The organism is Candidatus Protochlamydia sp. W-9 (assembly GCF_001950615.1).
In the GTDB taxonomy this organism is placed as follows: domain Bacteria; phylum Chlamydiota; class Chlamydiia; order Chlamydiales; family Parachlamydiaceae; genus Protochlamydia; species Protochlamydia amoebophila.
The window spans coordinates 1-19,891 of the sequence record NZ_BCPZ01000180.1 but is presented as its reverse complement, the minus strand read 5'-3'; the positions used below and the strand labels follow the sequence as shown (position 1 = coordinate 19,891).

At 35.9% G+C, this 19,891-nt stretch carries 16 protein-coding genes and 2 pseudogenes; 7 read left to right on the top strand and 11 right to left on the bottom strand.

Annotated features, from left to right (window positions below; translation table 11 throughout):
* Positions 1-60: 60 nt before the first annotated feature.
* Positions 61-174: pseudogene (locus BU804_RS12035) on the bottom strand (IS982 family transposase); the annotation flags it as partial.
* Positions 175-1,410: 1,236 nt separating this feature from the next.
* Between BU804_RS12035 and trmB the strand changes: the two are divergent.
* On the top strand, positions 1,411-2,088 hold the full coding sequence (trmB, locus tag BU804_RS05960) for a tRNA (guanosine(46)-N7)-methyltransferase TrmB (RefSeq protein WP_075883374.1): 678 nt from the start codon (positions 1,411-1,413) through the stop codon (positions 2,086-2,088).
* Between the two features lie 15 nt (positions 2,089-2,103).
* The gene (locus BU804_RS05955) at positions 2,104-3,279 is read left to right on the top strand and encodes a hypothetical protein (RefSeq protein ID WP_075883373.1); all 1,176 of its coding nucleotides are present in this window, start codon (positions 2,104-2,106) and stop codon (positions 3,277-3,279) included.
* Between the two features lie 224 nt (positions 3,280-3,503).
* Here BU804_RS05955 and BU804_RS05950 read toward each other — a convergent pair whose 3' ends face one another.
* The gene (locus BU804_RS05950) at positions 3,504-4,493 is read right to left on the bottom strand and encodes a dipeptidase (protein ID WP_075883372.1); all 990 of its coding nucleotides are present in this window, start codon (positions 4,491-4,493) and stop codon (positions 3,504-3,506) included.
* Positions 4,494-4,661: 168 nt separating this feature from the next.
* Between BU804_RS05950 and BU804_RS05945 the strand changes: the two genes are divergently transcribed.
* On the top strand, positions 4,662-6,104 hold the full coding sequence (locus BU804_RS05945; protein WP_075883371.1) for a dipeptidase: 1,443 nt from the start codon (positions 4,662-4,664) through the stop codon (positions 6,102-6,104).
* A 16-nt stretch (positions 6,105-6,120) separates the two neighbouring features.
* On the opposite strand, the gene BU804_RS05940 is transcribed toward BU804_RS05945, so the two are convergent.
* The 4 genes from BU804_RS05940 to BU804_RS05925 form a co-directional block, all read right to left on the bottom strand.
* Positions 6,121-6,984, bottom strand: coding sequence for a hypothetical protein (locus tag BU804_RS05940; RefSeq protein ID WP_075883370.1), 864 nt, complete (start codon positions 6,982-6,984; stop codon positions 6,121-6,123).
* Positions 6,985-7,187: 203 nt separating this feature from the next.
* The gene (locus BU804_RS05935; RefSeq protein ID WP_075883369.1) at positions 7,188-8,642 is read right to left on the bottom strand and encodes a DegQ family serine endoprotease; all 1,455 of its coding nucleotides are present in this window, start codon (positions 8,640-8,642) and stop codon (positions 7,188-7,190) included.
* A gap of 133 nt (positions 8,643-8,775) precedes the next feature.
* Positions 8,776-10,545, bottom strand: coding sequence for a hypothetical protein (locus BU804_RS05930; RefSeq protein WP_075883368.1), 1,770 nt, complete (start codon positions 10,543-10,545; stop codon positions 8,776-8,778).
* 196 nt (positions 10,546-10,741) lie between these two features.
* Positions 10,742-11,773 carry a patatin-like phospholipase family protein gene (locus BU804_RS05925; protein ID WP_226996148.1) on the bottom strand — a complete coding sequence of 344 codons (1,032 nt, stop codon included), beginning with the start codon at positions 11,771-11,773 and terminating at the stop codon, positions 10,742-10,744.
* Between the two features lie 340 nt (positions 11,774-12,113).
* On the opposite strand from BU804_RS05925, the gene BU804_RS05920 reads away from it, so the two are divergent.
* Entirely contained in the window at positions 12,114-12,713 is a 600-nt protein-coding gene (locus BU804_RS05920) for a hypothetical protein (protein ID WP_075883366.1), read from the top strand.
* Between the two features lie 10 nt (positions 12,714-12,723).
* Here the strand turns inward: BU804_RS05920 and BU804_RS05915 are convergent, their stop codons facing one another.
* The 3 genes from BU804_RS05915 to sucC are packed head-to-tail and all read right to left on the bottom strand — an operon-like array spanning position 12,724 to position 15,944.
* On the bottom strand, positions 12,724-13,869 hold the full coding sequence (locus tag BU804_RS05915) for a M50 family metallopeptidase (RefSeq protein WP_075883365.1): 1,146 nt from the start codon (positions 13,867-13,869) through the stop codon (positions 12,724-12,726).
* Positions 13,866-14,771: a succinate--CoA ligase subunit alpha gene (sucD, locus tag BU804_RS05910; RefSeq protein WP_075883364.1), complete on the bottom strand. Its 906-nt coding sequence runs from the start codon at positions 14,769-14,771 to the stop codon at positions 13,866-13,868. The genes BU804_RS05915 and sucD overlap by 4 nt, the downstream gene beginning before the upstream one ends.
* Positions 14,772-14,774: 3 nt before the next feature.
* Positions 14,775-15,944, bottom strand: a complete 1,170-nt coding sequence (gene sucC / locus BU804_RS05905) for an ADP-forming succinate--CoA ligase subunit beta (RefSeq protein ID WP_075883363.1) — start codon at positions 15,942-15,944, stop codon at positions 14,775-14,777.
* Positions 15,945-16,093: 149 nt separating this feature from the next.
* Between sucC and ftsY the strand changes: the two genes are divergently transcribed.
* Positions 16,094-17,023 carry a signal recognition particle-docking protein FtsY gene (ftsY, locus tag BU804_RS05900; RefSeq protein ID WP_075883362.1) on the top strand — a complete coding sequence of 310 codons (930 nt, stop codon included), beginning with the start codon at positions 16,094-16,096 and terminating at the stop codon, positions 17,021-17,023.
* 2 nt (positions 17,024-17,025) lie between these two features.
* Complete coding sequence (locus BU804_RS05895; RefSeq protein ID WP_039359608.1) at positions 17,026-17,604, top strand: hypothetical protein; 579 nt, start codon at positions 17,026-17,028, stop codon at positions 17,602-17,604.
* On the opposite strand, the gene BU804_RS05890 is transcribed toward BU804_RS05895, so the two are convergent.
* On the bottom strand, positions 17,601-18,083 hold the full coding sequence (locus BU804_RS05890; protein WP_075883361.1) for a hypothetical protein: 483 nt from the start codon (positions 18,081-18,083) through the stop codon (positions 17,601-17,603). The two genes, BU804_RS05895 and BU804_RS05890, sit on opposite strands and share 4 nt — an antisense overlap.
* Positions 18,084-18,332: 249 nt before the next feature.
* Here BU804_RS05890 and galE point away from each other — a divergent pair, with 249 nt between their 5' ends.
* Complete coding sequence (gene galE / locus BU804_RS05885; protein ID WP_075883360.1) at positions 18,333-19,301, top strand: UDP-glucose 4-epimerase GalE; 969 nt, start codon at positions 18,333-18,335, stop codon at positions 19,299-19,301.
* A 469-nt stretch (positions 19,302-19,770) separates the two neighbouring features.
* Here the strand turns inward: galE and BU804_RS12030 are convergent.
* Positions 19,771-19,891, bottom strand: a pseudogene (locus BU804_RS12030) (IS982 family transposase); the annotation flags it as partial.

The window sequence follows — 19,891 nt, the reverse complement described above, 5'->3', positions numbered from 1 at the left end:
TGTTCGATCATTTGATTGATGAAATAAAATGACAATTGTCATCATCTCTGGTATCGATCATTCAGGTTGAGGTCCTCGCTTTGTTTTGCCATGATCAATTAACTGCTTATTCCATTTCTGCCCAAAAGTCTTCCAGAAATCATCTACACTACAATATCATTTGATTAAATCCATTTTGACCTCTCATGTCATATTAAACATTAGTTTGGGAAAAACAAATGTTTTAAATGATGCAGAGGTCTTTTGTCATTTAAATTTTATTCTTCTTATTCATTATCAAAGGGATAAATCCAAAATTCAGGTTAATAAAATTACCGAGTTTTAATGCTAAGGGATGAATAAAACGCATGCATATTCTTAGTGAGCAAAGTAGATTCCTATTTCGCTAGATTAAAAACTATGAAGTAAAATAATTCAAAAAAAACTTTTGTATAATTAAAGATATGGTTAAAGAATTAATTAGATTTTATTTTGAAAAAGAACTTAACATTGGTTTTGATATAAATATTAATGAATATCAAAAAGAAATGACTTTGTTGCACAATAGCTTTTACAGGAACTTATATTGTTAAAGATCTATATTCTTTTTGTCTTTGAACCCTTAAGCAGCCTTTTCAACTCGCTTACCTTTAGGCATTCCTTGTTTAGTCATTTTATTCCGTGCAAAATATTTACACACAACTTCCATCTGTTGATTTACTCAGCCATTTCAGCATCTTTCCCCTACTTGCGCATCTCCAGAGCTATCCTCCGTCAAAAGCACAGCGCCCCACTTTCTGAGTTTCCTATACCTATGTGCAATTTTCTCCAATTCTACGTTTATTTTTTCACCGCATATTTTCAAACCCGTTGAATCAAAAAAAACGTCTTTGTTTCTTTTTAATTAAATAACAGGCTCTCATGTGAAGGGTTTTCTTCCTACGAGAAATCTGACTTTAACTAAAAACTGACTAATCAAATCTCATCACTGAAAATATTGACTTTCCAAACCCTTCCAGGCTTCTTAGCGTTAATTTACCCTTTTCCCTTCAACCAAAAGCACTAAAATCGCATTATCTGAGCATGGTTTGCGGTCTACCTACTAAATCACTACACGATAAAGAAAGCCGCTTTTTCTAAAGATGCCTCTCCAAACCAAATAGTTATGTTTTTCTTTTGAATCAATGCTTTATTGTACTTTGACCGATTCTTTATCTTGTATTCTGCTTCATTTTGCATAGAGCATTTCCGTTTTTGTCGAACTCAGCCCAATCTATGTTTTTTACTTTCCTACTCTCCATTTCATTTCAAGCCAATTGCGCAACATGCGCCTCATGTGAAATTGTGAAAATAAATAGTCAATCCTTCGATTGGTTTGAAATTGCCTTTTCTATATAATTATTTCATTCAATTGTAAAGTTATCAGTTTATATGAAACCAAAAGATTTAAAATCACCATTTAAATGGGAACATCGTCAAATCGTTATCCAAGATCGAGTTTGGTATGTTCCAGATCAGCACTTATCGGACATCCCTTTTATCTTTCCAGGCTGGACGCATGAACAGACATTCTCTCAAGACAAACCTATCTACTTAGAGTATTGCAGCGGAAATGGTGCATGGATTGCTTCTAAAGCCATTGAGCAGCCGCAATATAACTGGGTTGGCATTGAAAAAAAATTTGATCGAACGCGTAAAATTTGGTCCAAAATCAAGAAATTTGAACTTGATAATCTCCTAACAATTTGTGGAGAAGGGTTTCATGTTACCCGAGATTTTTTTGCTAATGAAAGTGTGGATGCCGTTTTTATTAATTTTCCAGATCCATGGCCAAAAAAAAGACATGCTAAACACCGCATTGTTCAACCAGCTTTTGTCAAAGAAATTCATCGTATCTTAAAAAGCGATAAACTCTTTACTCTAGTTACAGACGATGCTGCATATTCAAAAATCATGATTGATGTCATTCATCAAACCGGCGGTTTCACGTCACTCTTTGAAGCTCCTTATTATACGACTTCTTATCCAGGTTATGGATCTTCTTACTTTGAAGAGCTTTGGAGAGAAAAAGGAAAATCGATTCATTACCACGTTTTTCGAAAAATTTAACCTTAACAGACTCTCATGCAAGACTCAAACAGTGATTTTGAAGAACAGCCTGATCCATGTGAATTACAATGGAATCGCCCTTTTTATACTTTAAAAAATGAGCTCTTTATCCCTGTTGTTCTTGAAGAATCAACTACCCTTCCCGCTGGTTTTAATACAAAGACAATTTATTTAGACGGGCGATTAAAAGCTGATTTGAAATGGAAAGAAGCTCGCGAAGAAGCCTTAAAAGCCATTGAAGCTGGGGCCTATTTATTCTGGGATATCAATATTGGCTTAATGGATGAACTTCCTTTTGCTTTGATTAACCAAACCCAATATCTGTCTCTTTCTTTATCGCTAGAGCACTTTAGAGATTTTCTTTGGAAAGAATTTAAACATAAAACCATCGGAATTTCACTTTACAAAGGTTCTGCTGACTTTAGTTTAAGGTTTCCTTGGGACGCGCATCAAATTGAGAATTTAAAAGAGTGGATTACTCATCTTTTTAAAGATGAAATCCAACTAAAAGAAGAAACCGGTGTAAGCGTTTCCTCATTGGCTCACCTAACTGTAGCGGATTTCTGCCAAACCGAGCAAGGGCAACAACTCATTCGCCTTTTTTGCCGCGATGTTTCAATGGAATACATCTCACTTCTTGTTTCTTGTTTACCTGATAATTTACCCGCCTATCTTTTTTTAGATGTCACTCATTTTGCAAAGCATCCCCTTTATCAAATGCAGCTTCTTCACCCTGCCAGATTTGAACAATTCAACCTAGCGCTAAAAGGATTTACGCTCCCCTTTTCTGCTTGGGGTTGGCAATCACAAGCCACTTTTCTCGGCTACAGTGGCATTCATCCGCTTCCGATTCCTTTCAATAATGTTGCCAGCATCGGCATTTGCATTCCCCCTCTATTTATTTCACGTCCCAGCCAATTTAAAGGTTTGGAGCAAGCGCTTAAAGATCTTCTTGCAAAAGCCATTCCTTTCAGACTCATCGCAGAGGAACATTTAATTACAGACTGGGATGGTTTAGATTATTTAATTTACACCCCTACTGGTTTGAGTGGACAAGGGAAAAGGAAACTCCAAGGCTTTTGTGCAGCCGGAGGTACCGCCATTTCAACATCAGATCTCATCGGATTGGATTACGAAATCACCTATGAAACATTTATGGCTGCTCCTTCACCTAAAAGCGAAGGCTTCTAAAAAATATTTGTAGGCCATCTAATCCGAGGACAAAATATTTTATGCAGCCATTATAATTCCTGAATGCTTTATATGCACATCCTGAATAGAATGCATTCTTTCAGCAAGGAACTTTTTTGCCTATGCCCACACTTACATTGATAGATGAAAAATCACTGAAATTTATTTTGAAAACAATTGGCTTGAACAAACCTTGAAGCAACTTACTTTAAATCCTTAATTGCTTAAAATGACAACTGCGAAGCAAGAAAATGGGTAACGTTTTGATAAGCCCATTTGTCGATTTGTTGATCACTCAATTTGAGTTGTTTTTTCACAAATTCTAGCAGAGTTGGGTAAGTGGAGGCATCTCCAAATTGTGAAAAAAAAATTTTTTCTTTGTTTTGGTAGGTTGAAGTAAAATCTTCTTCGTAGAAAAAATCTGTGCCTAAACAAATACCATCCTCTCCACCGAGTTCGAGCCAAAATGCAAGATGCTCGAGGATCGATTCTTCTCTCTCTCCGAGAAAGGGAGCATACAAATTTAATCCAATGAGCCCGTTTCTCTTAAAAATCTCTTTGGCAATATCAGTAGGTAAATTGCGAGGGGCATATTGCAAAGTTCGTGCATTGGAATGGCTAGCGATTAAAGGAAGGGTTAATGACTGTTGATCGATGTAATCGATAATTTCATACGCAAGGGCATCGGAGGTATGGCTCAAATCAATCGCAATTTGTTTTTGATCGAGTTCTTTTAATAATAATTTTCCCTCTTCTTTCAAGCCAATTTGGGTGAGGGATCCTCCTCCAAAGCGGTTTTCCCAATTCCAAGTCAAACTGATATAGAAAGGTTTCGCAATCGTTTCGATCAAATCATTTAAACGCGCCATCCCTACTTTTAAGGGTTCTTGTTCCCCGCAAAAACCAGAGGCATTTTCAAAAGCAATCAATACAGAAAGTGGAGCTGCTTCCTCGATTGTAGACACGGAACGTTGGTAAGGTTGCATGTTTAAAGGAAAATCTCTCAATAATTGTTGATAAATTTTCAATTGAGAAAGCCCTTTTTTGACAGACGAAGAATCTGTTTCAGTGAAAATCGCTAAAGTTTGCCATTTGACAAACCCTGCTTTCAATTGAGAGAGTGAACAACGAACAGCTGGATCATGCGGCGTTCGTTTAACGTCTTGCTCTAAATATGAAAGAAGATCGCAATGTAAATCAGCGATAAATGTCATAGCCTTATCCTTAGTTTGATCAAAAAGAGAGCATATCAAAGATTTGAAATAAATTGACGCAATAAATCTGCATTTACGGTTCTTCTCTTGGAAAACTACAGATTATTTTTCTATTTTACTTAATTGATTGCGGAGCCTACTATGTGAGACAACTTTAAAAGGGGAAATATGGGTCCTTCTTTACCAAGCTGTCTAGCAGAAATTAAATACTTGATCGAGCAGAATCGGGAAGAATGGCTAAAAGAGTATTATACTTTTTTAAGTTTTCCCAGTATTAGTTCTGAAACTCACTTTCAAGCCTCTCTATTAAACTGTGCAAACTGGGTTGTCGATTATTTAAAAACGCTAGGTTTTGAGGTAGAGCTTTGGCCGACTGAACAAGATGGTCCCCCAGTTATTTACGCCACGTACTTAAAGGCAGGTGCCGACAAACCCACTCTTCTCATTTATAATCACTACGATGTACAACCTGCCGATCCCTTAAATGAATGGAAAACAGATCCTTTTCAACCAAGCTTGAGAGACGGAAATGTTTATGCTCGAGGAGCCCAAGATAATAAAGGACAGTGTTTTTATGTTCTTCAAGCCTTAAAATTTTATTTAAAACAATATTCTCGATTACCGATTAACATCAAACTTTGTATTGAAGGAGAAGAGGAAATTGGTAGCGCAGGATTATCTCGATTATTACCAACCAAAGCAGAAGCTTTAAAGGCTGATTATTTAGCCGTTGTCGATTTAGGACTTAGGGACTCTCAAATCCCTGCCGTGACATTAGGCATTCGGGGTATTCTCACAATGGATGTCGAAGTACAAGGTTCAGATAATGATTTACATTCTGGCTCCCATGGGGGAATCGCCATCAATCCTATTCATGCGCTTGTAGCCATGCTCGCTTCATTGAGAGATGCTTCAGGAAAAATTACTGTTAAGGGATTTTATGATGATGTTGAAGAGATGAGCTTAGAAGAGCGTTCATCGGTTTCTTTTTATTTTGATTTAGCTGACTATCAAAGGTTAACAGGGGCCTATCCTGGAGGAGGAGAAAAAGATAAAACAGCTTTAGAAAGAGCGTGGGCAAGACCTACTTTAGAAATTAATGGGATTAATGGCGGATATACAGGCCAAGGATTTAAAACAGTGATTCCTGCGAGAGCCTCAGCTAAAATATCTTGCCGATTAGTTTCTCAACAAGATCCAAAAAAAATTGGAAGACTCATCGAGCACCATCTTAACGAAGCCGCTCCTCAAGGGATTCAAGTAAGAATTACTATACATCAAGGGCAAGGAAGGGCCATTCGAGTCAGTCCAAAATCGCAACTGGTCGCATCATTTTCAGAGGCTTTTCAGGAAGTTTTTGGTGTGCCTTGTGAATTCATTTTTGAAGGAGCCTCAATCCCTATTGTTCCTGAACTTGGAATGGCTTGTGGAGGAGAAGTTATTTTAATTGGATTGGGACTCACAACAGATCTTATCCATGCTCCGAATGAACATTTTGGGTTGGATCGGTTAGAAAAGGGGATTCTAATCACAGCTAGAGCGATCGAATTATTAGCGCAACATCCCAAAGACAAACGCTTAGAAGAATGTTCTAAGAGTTTGTCTTTATAAATCTAATCAAAAAAAATTAGGCGCCTTGATCTACTACAAATTGGTATTTACTAAGAGAATTGAAATCTTCTTCGATTTCACGCCCCATGTTTGCTTCTAACTTACTAGAGTAGTGATAACCGAGCTTGTAAAGGCCAAAAAAACTAGCTCCTATCCCCGTCACAAGGCCAGCCCCCATCAATGCATTTGAAGCAACAAGACCGCCAGCGATACCCAGAGCCCCTGCAGCTAAAAATGTAATAATAAGCACTTGTTTATGCAAGCGATTAGTTTTTTGGTGATCCAAAATCACATGTGTCTTACTAATAATTTTATCCACAGCGTTTACATAGTCAGTTCCTTGGTATTGATAAGTGTAAACATTTTTATTAGTATTCCACTGCGCCTCTAATTGATTCAATTCAGTATGGCTTGCCTCAGCAGCTTCATTTTCACCCATTATTTTTCCAAATAAATAAGTAGAAATACCTCCTACAACTAGACCCAAAACAACGGCCAATACCTGTTTGTTATTTTCCTTTTCTTCAGCTGTTTTCTCAGCAGGATGGTGGTGATGTTCAGTACGGTTGAAACTATACTCACGACGAGACAAATCGATAAAAACAGGGGCAGGCGATATAGAAGAGGGGCAGAATGCAGTTTGTTGCGTTTGCTCTGTTGTTGTAGAAAGAACAGAATTGGCTACTTTGCGAATTTTGGAAAATAACTGAGTAGTCGCAGTATGCATCGTATTCGTCAATGAAGGAATAGGGGGTGCAGAAGGCTGTGGTGAGTAATAACTATACGATTGACTTTGTGATTCTGGGTTATAAGGATAATCACGATATAATGGCGGGTAAAGTGAGCTACTTGATGGTTGGTGTCCGTCAACTGAATACATACTAGAACTCCTGTTTGGTTATGATGAGTTCTATTTTAAATTTTTCGTTTAAATAGAAAATAAATAGTTTATAAAGATTTTATCTGAAATTCTATTCTATCATTGCGATAGAAGCTAGGCGAATAATAAGGCAAAAGCAAAAAATGAGACTTAAGCGCTGATCATAAAAAGTTTTTGATTTTCATGATCAGCACTTAGATGAACTATTCAGAACGAAGCGAAACGAATAAATAAGCATTTCCTTGTTTTACTTGCAAAAGAATTGGCTTATCTGCAGAACTATTTTTTAAAGCGTTATTAAATTGCTCTACATTTTCAATTTTTTGATGATTAATGCCAAGAATAATGGCTCCTTTTTTTAACCCAGCAAAGTTAGCAACTGAGCCTGGATACACCTTTGTAATCATCACCCCTTGTTCATCTGATTTCATTTCGGAAGGGATATTTGCGACTTCAATTCCGAGCTGACTTTTGTGAGAAGATGCTGCTGCGACAGTTTCTTCAGTAAAATCACCAATAGTAAGAGAAAGGTCAATCTGTTTTTCTTTTCTCAAAATTGTCAAATTCACTTTTGTACCAGGTTTCATCCGATAAATCGCGTTACGTAAACTAGCCGCGCTCTCAATCGAGCGACCATTTAGTTTTAAAATAATATCTTCTACCTGGATTCCAGCTTTTTCAGCAGGAGAATTTTTAACAATATTTGTGACTAATGCTCCTTCTACTTTATCTAAACCAAAAGATTGAGCAAGATTATAATCAATCGACTGTAAAGAAACGCCCAAAAACCCTCTGGAGACTTTCCCTTGAGATAAAATTTCATCCATCACATGTTTAGCCATATTACTTGGGATTGCAAAACCAATTCCGATATAACCTGCTGATGCATTAGTCGCAATTGCCGTATTAATTCCTACAATTTCCCCATTTAATGTGAGCAAAGGGCCGCCTGAATTTCCTCGATTGATAGAAGCATCCGTTTGAATAAAATCTTCATAACGAGCAATATCTAAATTATTGCGACTTTTTGCACTCACGACACCAACAGTTAAGGTAGCTTGCAGGCCAAAAGGATTTCCAACTGCGGCAACCCATTGTCCAACTTCTAAATCGTCTGAATTACCAAGTGTCAAATATGGAAGATCTTTTGCGTCAATTTTAATGAGCGCTAAATCGCTACTAGGATCTTCCCCTAAAAGTTTTGCTGCAAGTTCTCTTCCATCATGAAGCTGCACAGCAATTGTTGTCATGTCATGAACGACATGGCTATTTGTTAAAATATACCCTTCTGGACTCACAATCACACCCGTTGCTTGACCCGATAACAATTGTTGACGAGAATCTCTCTTCGGCAATCCAAAAAAGTTCCAAAAATCCCCATTTTCTCCAAAATAATCTTCTAAAGAATTTTCATCCCCAAACAAAGATCCTTTTTTTTGTCCTTTAACCTTAATAGAGACAACGGCAGGAATCGCTTTCTTTGCGACGCCTCTAAAATCAACGACGGTTTCTTTTCCGGGCAAACGTTTGATATCTTCAGTTCGATTCTGTTCCTGAGTTGCCGCCTCTATTAAATTTGAGTTCGTAAAAGAAGAGCCTATTAAGGCAGCTCCTGTGGCGAGTAAACACAATTTGGTAAATATTGATAGTTGTTTCATATGAAGAGCACTCCTCTAATGATTTTTATGTTTTTTTTACTACGTTTTTTTAGAAATGTCAAGAGGAAGAAAAGAGTTAAAAGGAAGGAATATATAAATTTAAAACTTAGCAAGGATAAGGTTGAATTTTTTCTCATTGTATTTCTGAAAGATGTGTTTGTTCTGAATATTCATCTAATATAAATTCACTTAGCTGCCATTCACCTGGAAAAGAGTTAAATTTAGTATTTTTTATTTTTTCCAAATGAGTTAAAACAGACATTATTATATCCATATGCTCTTTTAGAATAGGCCTTTTTGTAATGACGACTGCAGGTCCATTAACAATTCCTAAAAATTTGCTATGAAATTCTAAGTTTGTGTATTTCCCAAGGCGATAATAGTCAGCAGCGAGTATACAACCCATCATGACCCCTGTTCGATCAATTCCCTCAGCACAATGTCCGTCAGCACAATGATTGATCACAATAATACTTTCCCTTTCAATAGACGGATCTTCAAGCGCGAATACAATTTTTTCTTGAAGATGTGCATAAAAAAGACCAAAAAAGGCATGTTGTTCTTCCCGATTAATTTTAGAAAAATTTTGGAAATAAGTTGTTAAAATATATTCAATTAAGTTTGTCAGTAAATTCTCGCAGTTTCCTAATTTTTGAGGGAAAACAAAAAATTTTGGATCAAGCATTTTTGCCAATAACCGGTATATAAATAGATGAATAGACATAGGAGCTGGAGAGAAGATATCGTTCATATTATCAACTGGTAAAACCACGATAGAGAGAACATCACCATATTCTTCTTGGGCTTCATAAATTTTTTTTATCCAAAGCGGTTCATTTGAGCCTATTTTTTCTATTGGGTCCAAATGAACGAATTGCACTACTTGCTGTTTTTTTGCCCTACAGTCACTAAGAAATGCTAAGTATTCCAGCGACAATTTTCCTTTCGCAATTGGTGCACAAGTACGTATGCGAATAAACTCTTTTTGCTGCCCACTTTTCGTGAATATTTGTCTACCCCATCTCCATGGACTATTAGCTGAGCTGAAAGGATAAAAAAGATCTATAAATTTATTGAAAGTTGGTCCTAATGCAGAATACAAAGCAGCTTGAGACATTTTTATTTTCGTCGATAGCAATAAGTGTGATTGAAGTATTTTATCAATTTTTGTGTTCCATTTGCCACCCCTATCACCCAAATCGATAACAAGATCTTTCAGATTTTTTGAGACGTTGACCTTGGTAAACCAATTTCCACAAATCAAATGCAGGGATTCTCTAACACGTTGGATCGAATCGTTTTCAATTTCACCGGAATTTGATAATTGAGATATTTTTGTTAAAAGTGCTCTAAGAGCGACGCCAAAACTGTGATAATTATCACGAGAAGAGCAAGTAGATTCTAATTGATTTATTGCCATCATCAACTGATTAAGATAAGGAAAAAAATCTTCGGGAAGCTTTGCTATTAGAGCATCCTCCAACAAATTATCAAATCCCTCTTCTCCATGTTTTTTGATTTGACTTAAAAGATTATCATAATATTTTAATTTCCAGTTAATTATAAAGTCATCTGTTACGCCAATAACGGGCGTTACAGCAGCAGTTGTAGCTGCTGCACAGCTTACAGTATCAGCTGTAACCTCAGTACGCATTGTGGAAGCACATTCTAAAGAGTCTTCGGTTCTTTTCCTTTTTAGACTTGTATCCAGTTTCTGCACTGAATCTAGATCTTTTCTTTTTTTCTCAATACGTGCTTGCCCATCCATCTCTTCCTTTTTTCTTTTAAAGAAACTTTGTATCTTTTCATCAAGTTTATTTAATTCTTCAACGTGCTGACATCCGTTTACAAGTTGTTGTAGACTTTCAAGGATTTGTGAAGAGGATGAGCTTGATATATCCATACACAATACCTATGTCATTATATGATATAACTTTGAATTTTAAAATTTATATTTTAAATCAAAGATGCATACATAGTGATTTCATTTTAAATTTAATTATTTTTCCTGGTTTAAATAAAATAATATACAGCATGCCACCTTTCTAGTAAACAAAAGCTATTAAACTATAAACTTGAAATTATTTGGGTGTCAAATTTTATTCAGGAGTCAATACATCGGTATTTTCTACATCGATGGTTAAACAATTATTTGAAGAATGATTCAAACAAGGCCCTTCTTCGCTTTTCCATAAACCTTTTTGGGATAAAAGATCGATAATTTGAGGAATAGCTTCTCTAGCGGCTTTTCTTCCACCTTCGTATACAAGTTCATTTTTGTGATCATCAAATAAACCAACCTCACCAAGTTCAGGGCGAATCACTACGTCGGCATCTTTCACACAGCTTTCACTTTGCAATAAAAATTTAATTTCAGCCGAACGAGCAGCTATTCCAAATAAGTTTGTCGGGCATGTTTTGGGAAGTAATTCACTTAAATCTACCGCAACGACAACTTGCGCCAGATTCTTTTTTGCCATACAAACTGGTACAGGATCTGCGACTCCACCATCGACCAATAATCGATCGTGTAAATAAACAGGAGAAAATACAAAGGGAACAGCAGCAGATGCATGAACAGCAGGAATAAGAGGACCAGAATTTAAACAAATCACCTCTCCCTCGATTAAATCAGTGGCAGCGCAGCAAAGAGGAATATACAATTCTTCAAAATATTTGGCACGGAGGTTTTTCTTTAAAAATTGCCTTAAAGATCTTCCCTGAACAAATCCATAACGGCATTGCCAGAAACTCACATCTAAAATATCCCATTTTTTCAAAGGGCGCAAAATTTTTTTGAGATAGCTAGCTTTTGGGCAATCTGCATAAAGTGCTCCAACAATACTTCCCGCACTACAACCAACAATTAAATCAATAGGAATACCTGCTTGTTCAAACTCTTCTAAAACGCCAACATGAGCCATCCCTCGTGCCCCACCTCCACCTAAAACAAGAGCTAATCTGACTTCATGACAAAGAGGACAATCGGGAATAGGTTTTGGATTAGCAGGAAGATGATATTTGGTTTCGCAACCATATAACAATAAGCTTATTAAATAGATAAAAAAGCAATGATTGGATAATTTCAATCGATTCTTTATTTTTACAAATAGACATAAACTTATTGTCATAAATGATAGACCGTCTAATAAAAGCATTAATTGGAATAAGAGAGTTATGTTAGCACTAAAGACACTTAAAAAGTTACTTTTGTGTATCTTTCGTCATTTAACATATGCAACCCTTTTCTTAATACAAATTCTTTTTATTTAACAAATTTTTAGGAGATTTTTTTACTCCTAAAGAGTTAAAATTTAAATAACTGAAAATGAGAAATAAAGAATTTATTTGAGTTTACAAAGACGCAGAAAAAATCTTAAAATGTTTTTTTATTATAAAATCGATAAGTTAATAAGGGAAAATCTTAGACGTTGATTTAAAGGCATTTTAACATTTAAGGTAGAGTTTGTCATGAATAGCTTGAAAATCCAAATGAGTGGATTAATGATATTAGTTTCTCATTTATTAGGAGTTACTATGTTACAAGCAGCAGATACTCATCCTCCCAGGCAGTGGATAGAAACTTTAGACAGTGTTGATCAAATGAAAGCGTCGTTTCCTCATCGCGCTATCGAAATGACCTTTGACATCCCCTTTAAAAATACGCCATCTAAAGGACATTTGCATATTTTTACAAGTGCAACACAAACAGGAGTATTTCTTTTAAGTGCTTTGACATTGCCTTTTATTAATGAAAAAATATTAAATGAAAAAAATTACAAAATAGCATTTGAAACATATCTCGTTCCCCATGTTTTTTATTCTCCTCAACAATTTCATCGCCATCAAACGTTTTATTGCTCTCATTCTCTATTTAAAGGGAAAAAAGCCCTTTTATTTCAATACTCTTACTATGATAAGCAAAAAAAATTGTTAAAGGGGTTATCAATTGTTAGAGGAAATACTTTATACATGCTTTTTTATTTGACACCCCAAATGCAATTCAATGAAACCGACTTCCAGTGTTTTATCGAATCATTTGATTTACAGAATAAAAAAACTCTGTTCTAAGCCGCTGCTTTTAAAAGTTTTTGTTAAGCCAGGCTTTAAATTCAGGCAGATCTCGAATGGCATCAAACTCTCGCTTTTGAATAATGGTAGGAAGATTGGGAAGCCCTACTTGTTCAGCAGAACGAAGCCAACCTATGGCAGGCTTAGCTTCTCCCATGATCGCATACGAGAGGGCGTTAATTAAAGCTATATCACTAGCCTGATCTTGCTGGAAAATTTGATTCCCAATTTTAACAGCCATTTCCCACTCTTGTAAACGATAAGCTAATTGTTGCAACATTTTTAAATAAGGAAGAGAAAGTTTACTTTTAATTGATATTAGCCATTCATAAGCCTGTTTATATTGCCCTTGATCAGCTAAAATGTGTGCCATATACTGAGTAGCAGTCACATAAATCACTCCTTGACTGGCTTGTTCTCTTAAAGAGACGAATTTTGAGAACGCTTCCTCTTGGTTTCCCATTCTTAAATTCTCAATAGCCTCTGCCATTTTTTTTTGTAATTTTGTGTCTGCATCCCCAGCAGTTATTTTTCGTACATCGATCCAAGAACGATAACTTTCAAAACCCATCATTAAGAAAAGCGCTCCAACGAAAAATTGTTGGATACTAAAAAAATAAAGGCAGAGAAATGCAGCTAAAACCACACTTAAAAAAAAGGCTAATTTCAATCCCTTTATTCCCAATAAACTTTCTAGTATGATTCTTAAAAGATGACCTCCATCCAATGGTAAAACTGGTAAAAGATTAAGAAGAGTCCAAAATATGTTTACATGAATAGCGACTTCAAAAGCATATTTTATTAAGGGTGAAGAAAGTGTGTTCCAATGAGAATATATCCAATAGACAAGAAAAAATAGAACAAAGCCAGCTAAGGGGCCATTTAAAACAACTAAAAATTCCTGCCATTTCGTTAAATCTTTACCTGTTCGCCTTGTTACTCCCCCAAGACCCACTAAATCAATTTCAGCTTTTTGACCAAATGCCAGAGCTGTTAAAGCGTGACCGTATTCATGGATCAGAATAGAAATAAAAATCACAAGAGACCAGATGGCTGTTCCTATTAAAGATTGGCTATTTAGCCAACCAATCATAGCAATCAAAAACCAAAAAAAAGGAAAAACACGAATCGGAATAAAACTTGAAATGGAGATCATTTTAAACTCGGGGATGAATTAGGTAATTTAGAATTCAATAATAACTGGACAGATAAACCCATATCTGCAGGGGTTTCTGCAATTAAAACTCCAGCCTGCTTGAGCGTTTTTATTTTATCGGACGCTGTTCCTTTTCCGCCTGAAACAATAGCTCCAGCATGGCCCATGCGTCTACCAATTGGGGCAGTTTGCCCTGCAATAAAAGCAGCTATCGGTTTAGAGCAAAACTGTTTAATCCATTCTGCAGCTTCTTCTTCAGCTTTTCCTCCAATTTCTCCAATGAGTAAAATAGCATCAGTCTCAGAATCATTTTCAAAAAGTTTTAAAACATCGATAAAGTTAGTTCCATTAAGAGGATCTCCTCCTATTCCTACACAGGTTGATTGTCCCAAACCTAATTGCGTGGTTTGCCAAACGGCTTCGTAAGTCAAAGTTCCTGAGCGAGAAACAATGCCAACATTTCCTTTTTGATGGATGTAATCCGGCATGATCCCCATTTTACACTCTCCTGGTGTAATAACACCAGGGCAATTAGGACCTATCAAGCGACTTGTTTGACTTGCTCTCATTACCTGGCTTACTTTTAACATATCTTGAATGGGAATTCCTTCAGTGATACAAACAATCAATTCAATTCCTGCTTCTTCGGCTTCTAAAATAGCTTCTGCAGCAAATGGTGGAGGAACAAAAATCAATGAGGCATTGCATTGAGTCTTTTGCTTCGCTTCCCAAACCGTATCAAATACCGGGAGACCGGATATTTCTTCTCCCCCTTTACCGGGTGTGACTCCTCCGACATAGGTTGGTGCATAAAGCATGCTTTGCTCTGTGTGAAAACGACCAGCTTTTCCAGTTATTCCTTGCGTAATCACTCGTGTTTGTTTGTTAACCAAAATAGCCATGGATCACCTTACTGATTGTGCTAATTGAACTGCTTGTTGAGCTGCTTCTGTCAAATTTTCTGTAATTAAAATCTCTAAACCTGATTGTTGAAGAAGTTGCTTCCCTTTTTCGACATTTGTTCCTTCCATTCTTACAATTAAGGGAATATGAATTTGTAAGCCTTTAGCTGCTTCGATAATTCCTGAGGCTAACGTTTCACAATTCATAATTCCCCCAAAGATGTTAATTAAAATGGCCTTCACATTAGAATCCGATAGAATAATTCTAAATCCTTCTGCCACTTTATCTTGCGATGCCCCGCCTCCTACATCCAAAAAGTTAGCGGGCCGTCCACCATGGTATTGAATAAGGTCCATTGTAGCCATGGCTAATCCAGCTCCATTGACCATACAACCAATTTCCCCCTCTAAAGCAACATAGGCAAGTTCAAATTGCTGTGCTCTTGCTTCATTATTAGACATTTGTGAAGGATCGAATAAAGTTTTCAAGTCCTCATGTTTAAAAAGAGCATTGTCATCAATTGATAACTTCGCGTCCAGCGCTAATAAATGGCCTTCCTTTGTTTCCACAAGAGGGTTAATTTCAAGAAGAGAAGCATCCGTTTCTTTAAAAGCTTTCACAAGAGATTGAATAATTGCAACCCCCTCTTGAATTTGTTTTCCCTTCCATCCCATAAAGCTTGCAATGCGAATTAAATGATAAGATCTAAAAGTTTCCTCCAAAGGAATTGGAAGCATTAACAATTGATTAGGTTGTTCGTGAGCAATTTTTTCAATGTTTATTCCTCCGATAGGAGAAGCGATTAAAACACGGCTTGCCAATTCACGATTAATAGTGATTCCTAAATAGAATTCTTTTTTAATCAAAATAGCAGGGGAAATCAAAACTTGATGAGAAATCATTCCGCTAGGGCCTGTCTGTTCATTAATGATTTTTTTTCCGATGAGTTCTTGGGAAAATTCTAAGATTTCTTGCGGATTTGTCGCTAACTTGACTCCACCGGCTTTTCCGCGTCCTCCGGCATGCACCTGTACTTTGATGATAGCACTTTGCAATTGGTATTGCTTAATGATCTCTTCCACTTCTTTCGAAGAAGAAGCGATATAAAAATCAGGAACGGGAATGCCATACTTACGTAAAATTTGCTTGGCTTGAAACTCGTGTGTATTCATGATGGACCTTCATTATTCTAAAAGCTAATTAGTGTTTTATGTATAGAATTGATAGGGTAAGCCAAATTAAGATCTTCACCTTTTTCTTTTTTATATGCTAAGCTTTTTTTTACTCATCTTATACATAAAAGGAAGGATTCCAAGACAACATGGTAATGGATTATTTTAAATCGAGCTTTGCAAAAGTCAAATTAGCTCTTTCACGTGCAAGAAACCTTCTCAGTGACAAATTAAAATCAATTTTTCAAGGCAAAATTGATGAACATACTTTAGAGCAGCTTGAACAACTTTTATACGAAGCTGATTTTGGTGTCAAAACTGCATCTGAGCTGACTGAAAAAATACGCGACTTACATCGCCAACACCCCAATTTGAAAACTGAAGATTATATTGAAGCTTTAAAACAGCAATTAATTTCTTTAGTGAGTCAATATCCTTCTAACCTCCTCGAACTTAACTCTTCACAACTGCCTCAAATTATCTTAATTGTTGGAGTCAATGGGAATGGAAAAACAACGTCCGTTGCAAAGTTAGCTCATCAATTTAAACAAAAGGGTAAAAAAGTCCTTGTTGCTGCCGCCGATACGTTTCGAGCTGCTGCCATCGAACAATTAGAGTTATGGGCTCATAAATTACACATAGAAATTGTCAAGGGTCATCCAAAAAGTGATCCTGCCGCTGTCGCTTTTGATGCAATTCAAGCAGCAAAAGCAAGAAAGTGTGATTTGGTTATCATTGATACAGCAGGACGATTACATACCAAAACGCCCTTAATGCAAGAATTGGAAAAAATAAAACGTTCTTGCCAAAAAGCTTCACAAACGGGACCTCATGAAACACTGTTAGTTTTAGACGCTACGACCGGCCAAAATGCCATCGAACAAGCTAAACAATTTCATCATTTTACCCCAATTACAGGACTTATTCTGACGAAATTAGATGGAACCGCCAAAGGAGGAATCGTGATTGCCATTCAAAGAGAACTTGGCATTCCCGTCAAATTTATCGGAACAGGAGAAGGAGAAGAAGATCTTCAACCTTTCGATGTACAAACATTTGTTTCCAACCTTTTTGATTAAATATGGCATATATTACTGTTGGTTATTTTACAGAAAACACTCCTTACGAAGAAGAAATTCGTCATTTGGCTGAAAGTTTAGAACGATTTTATTTGCCAATGGACCTTGTCGCTGTCCCTACACAAGGAAGCTGGCAAGCTAATACGCAATATAAAGCTTACTTTATTAAACAAATGCTTGTTCGCCATTATCCTAAAAATATTTTATACTTAGATGCAGATGCAAGAGTTCAACAGTATCCCGCCCTATTTGATCAAATAGATGCAGATTTAGCCGTTTTTTATTGGCATAACAAAGAACTGATTAGTAGTACGCTCTATTTTGCTAATAATGCTAAAATTGCTGAGTTAATAGAAAGATGGATCACTTGTTGTTTTGAAAACCCCGATATTTGGGATCAAAAAGTTTTACAATATGTCATTCAAGAATCAAAAGATCTTAACCTGAGAATTGACATGCTTCCCCCCTCTTATTGTCAAATTTTTGATTTGATGCAACAAGAAGGAGAACCAGTCATTGAACAATTTCAAGCAAGCCGCCGTTTTAAAACTCAAATAGATTCTTCAAAGAATGAAGCTTAAAAGGCGACATATGTTGGATTAGAGCTTTTCGTCAATCCTAGATTAAATGTATTTGTCCAAGTTCTAAAATGATCCGCATAAGTTTGATCAATGCATCCTATTCCTTTTGCAATTAATTCAACTCCGATCCCAATTAGGTTTGAAGAAAAAAAGTAAAAACTTTTTTTATTTGTGATCATTTGATTAATTTTTGATGAGGAAGGATGGTTTAGTGCCAGCTGAATCATCGTAAATGTGAAGATAATACGAAACGTTTCCTGCGTCCATTTCATGTCTTGATTTTCGAAAATATAATTAAAAATAGGTGTCGTCAAAGCATGCATTAAAGAAGCTGTTGCAGCAACTCCCGAGAGGACCAACGGGCGCGTTAAATTAGCTGCCGCTCTGGAAGGATTTGTCTTGAGAATAATAAATGAAGCAGCAAATGAATAAAGGGCACTACGACAAATAGAAGGCCCAGTATTTACTGGTAACTGCATATAGTAGCTCTTGATCCCATTGTGAATTAAATTTAATAGCATTTCAACCTCACTCAATTCTATTTTCAAAACTTCTATTTCTGATAAATTTTTTTACACTTTACAGATTCGGATTTCTGTTTACAACTAAAATCGCATATGCTTTTAAACACGTGAAATGAGTAGAATTGAAATAGGAGCGAGAACATAGACAAAAAAATTAATCTAACTTAGATTGATTGTTTTAAATTTTCAGTAATTAGTGATTGTATGTCTCAACTAACAATTCTTATTGTCGGAGGTGCCGGATATATTGGTTCTCATGTCAACAAAATGCTAAATCTCATGGGTTATCACACTATAGTTGTCGATAATCTCAGTCGAGGATCTATAAAAACTGTTCTTCATGGGACATTTGTGCAGGGAGATCTCTGCGATCCACTTTTTCTCAATCAGCTATTCCAAAAATACTCTATTGATGCTGTCATGCATTTTGCTGCATATATCGATGTTGGAGAGTCTGTCGTGAATCCAGCCAAATATTATCAGAACAATGTTGTGAATACATTGAATCTTTTAACAGCAATGGTAAAATCTCAAGTTAAAACGTTTATTTTCTCCTCAACTGCAGCCATTTTTGGCTATCCTCTTTCCAATAAGATCGGTGAATCTCATCCCTGTCATCCTATTAATCCCTATGGAGAAACTAAATGGGTCGCAGAAAAGATGTTACGAGATTTTGAACAGGCTTATGGTCTTAAATATTCCTGTCTTCGCTATTTTAATGCGGCTGGAGGAGATCCTGAAGGTAAAATTAAAAATTATCAGACAAAATCTTCAAATCTCATCCCTCTCATCCTCAAAAGCCTTCAACATGGGACAAAATCTATCACCATTTATGGAACTGATTATGCAACTCCTGATGGAACATGCATCAGAGATTATATTCACATTCAAGATTTAGGGCATGCTCATATTAAAGCCTTAGAACAATTATTTAATGGCTCTTCTTCTACAAGCTATAATCTTGGAAACGGAAGTGGATTTAGCGTTAAAGAGGTCATCCAAACGGTGGAGAAAGTATTAAATAAAAAAGTTTCCTTCATTGAAGGAGCTCGTCGGCCAGGTGATCCCCCCATATTGCTTGCAGATACACAAAAAGCAGCATCGCTATTAAATTGGCATCCTCAGTTTAGTTTAGCTGAAATGATTAATCATGCCTGGACTGCTTATCACTAGAAAAAGTTCCTACTAAATATCTCTCTAAACAGCAGTTCACAATTCTCTCATCTAAATAAAAAAATAAAATTGATTTACAATTTGAGAATATAATTCTTAAATCATATTATAAAAAATATACAAATTAAATTATTATATGGAAATATTTAATTCAAATTTTAATAGAAGTCGATCATATTTATAAAAAATTTTATTAAGTAGTGATGAAAAATAAATTTATTAAGTTAATAAACTGAATTTTGAGTTTATTTGCTTAAAAAAATTTAGTTTGTTTGCGAGTTTTCTAGATTTTTTAAAAAATAGTGGATTGGATATTTTTTTAAAAAAGGAAAAACATCATGCAAAATGTTGAACTCATAAATACGCCTAAAGTTCAAATTAAAAGATTTTTTTATATATTTTTTTTCTCTTTTGAAAGATGGAAAAAATAGATCTAAACTAAAAAAATAACTACCTGAATTTTGGGTTTTTAGGCAGCCATTAACAATAAGCGATGCTGCTCTGCTAAGTTTATCGATGGCTTTTTAGGTTGGTGAGTATAAGCAATAATCCCAGCTAATAGATTAATTAAAAAATTTCCGGCATTTCTG

Coding starts and splice junctions, on each gene's coding strand:
- BU804_RS05915 (WP_075883365.1), bottom strand. CDS start 13,869: ATGATCTCCATTTCAAGTTTTATTCCGATTCGTGTTTTTCCTTTTTTT.
- BU804_RS05925 (WP_226996148.1), bottom strand. CDS start 11,773: ATGACAATAAGTTTATGTCTATTTGTAAAAATAAAGAATCGATTGAAA.
- ftsY (WP_075883362.1), top strand. CDS start 16,094: ATGGTAATGGATTATTTTAAATCGAGCTTTGCAAAAGTCAAATTAGCT.
- BU804_RS05920 (WP_075883366.1), top strand. CDS start 12,114: ATGAATAGCTTGAAAATCCAAATGAGTGGATTAATGATATTAGTTTCT.
- BU804_RS05940 (WP_075883370.1), bottom strand. CDS start 6,984: ATGTATTCAGTTGACGGACACCAACCATCAAGTAGCTCACTTTACCCG.
- BU804_RS05935 (WP_075883369.1), bottom strand. CDS start 8,642: ATGAAACAACTATCAATATTTACCAAATTGTGTTTACTCGCCACAGGA.
- BU804_RS05950 (WP_075883372.1), bottom strand. CDS start 4,493: ATGACATTTATCGCTGATTTACATTGCGATCTTCTTTCATATTTAGAG.
- sucC (WP_075883363.1), bottom strand. CDS start 15,944: ATGAATACACACGAGTTTCAAGCCAAGCAAATTTTACGTAAGTATGGC.
- BU804_RS05890 (WP_075883361.1), bottom strand. CDS start 18,083: ATGCAGTTACCAGTAAATACTGGGCCTTCTATTTGTCGTAGTGCCCTT.
- BU804_RS05895 (WP_039359608.1), top strand. CDS start 17,026: ATGGCATATATTACTGTTGGTTATTTTACAGAAAACACTCCTTACGAA.
- galE (WP_075883360.1), top strand. CDS start 18,333: ATGTCTCAACTAACAATTCTTATTGTCGGAGGTGCCGGATATATTGGT.
- BU804_RS05955 (WP_075883373.1), top strand. CDS start 2,104: ATGCAAGACTCAAACAGTGATTTTGAAGAACAGCCTGATCCATGTGAA.
- trmB (WP_075883374.1), top strand. CDS start 1,411: ATGAAACCAAAAGATTTAAAATCACCATTTAAATGGGAACATCGTCAA.
- sucD (WP_075883364.1), bottom strand. CDS start 14,771: ATGGCTATTTTGGTTAACAAACAAACACGAGTGATTACGCAAGGAATA.
- BU804_RS05930 (WP_075883368.1), bottom strand. CDS start 10,545: ATGGATATATCAAGCTCATCCTCTTCACAAATCCTTGAAAGTCTACAA.
- BU804_RS05945 (WP_075883371.1), top strand. CDS start 4,662: ATGGGTCCTTCTTTACCAAGCTGTCTAGCAGAAATTAAATACTTGATC.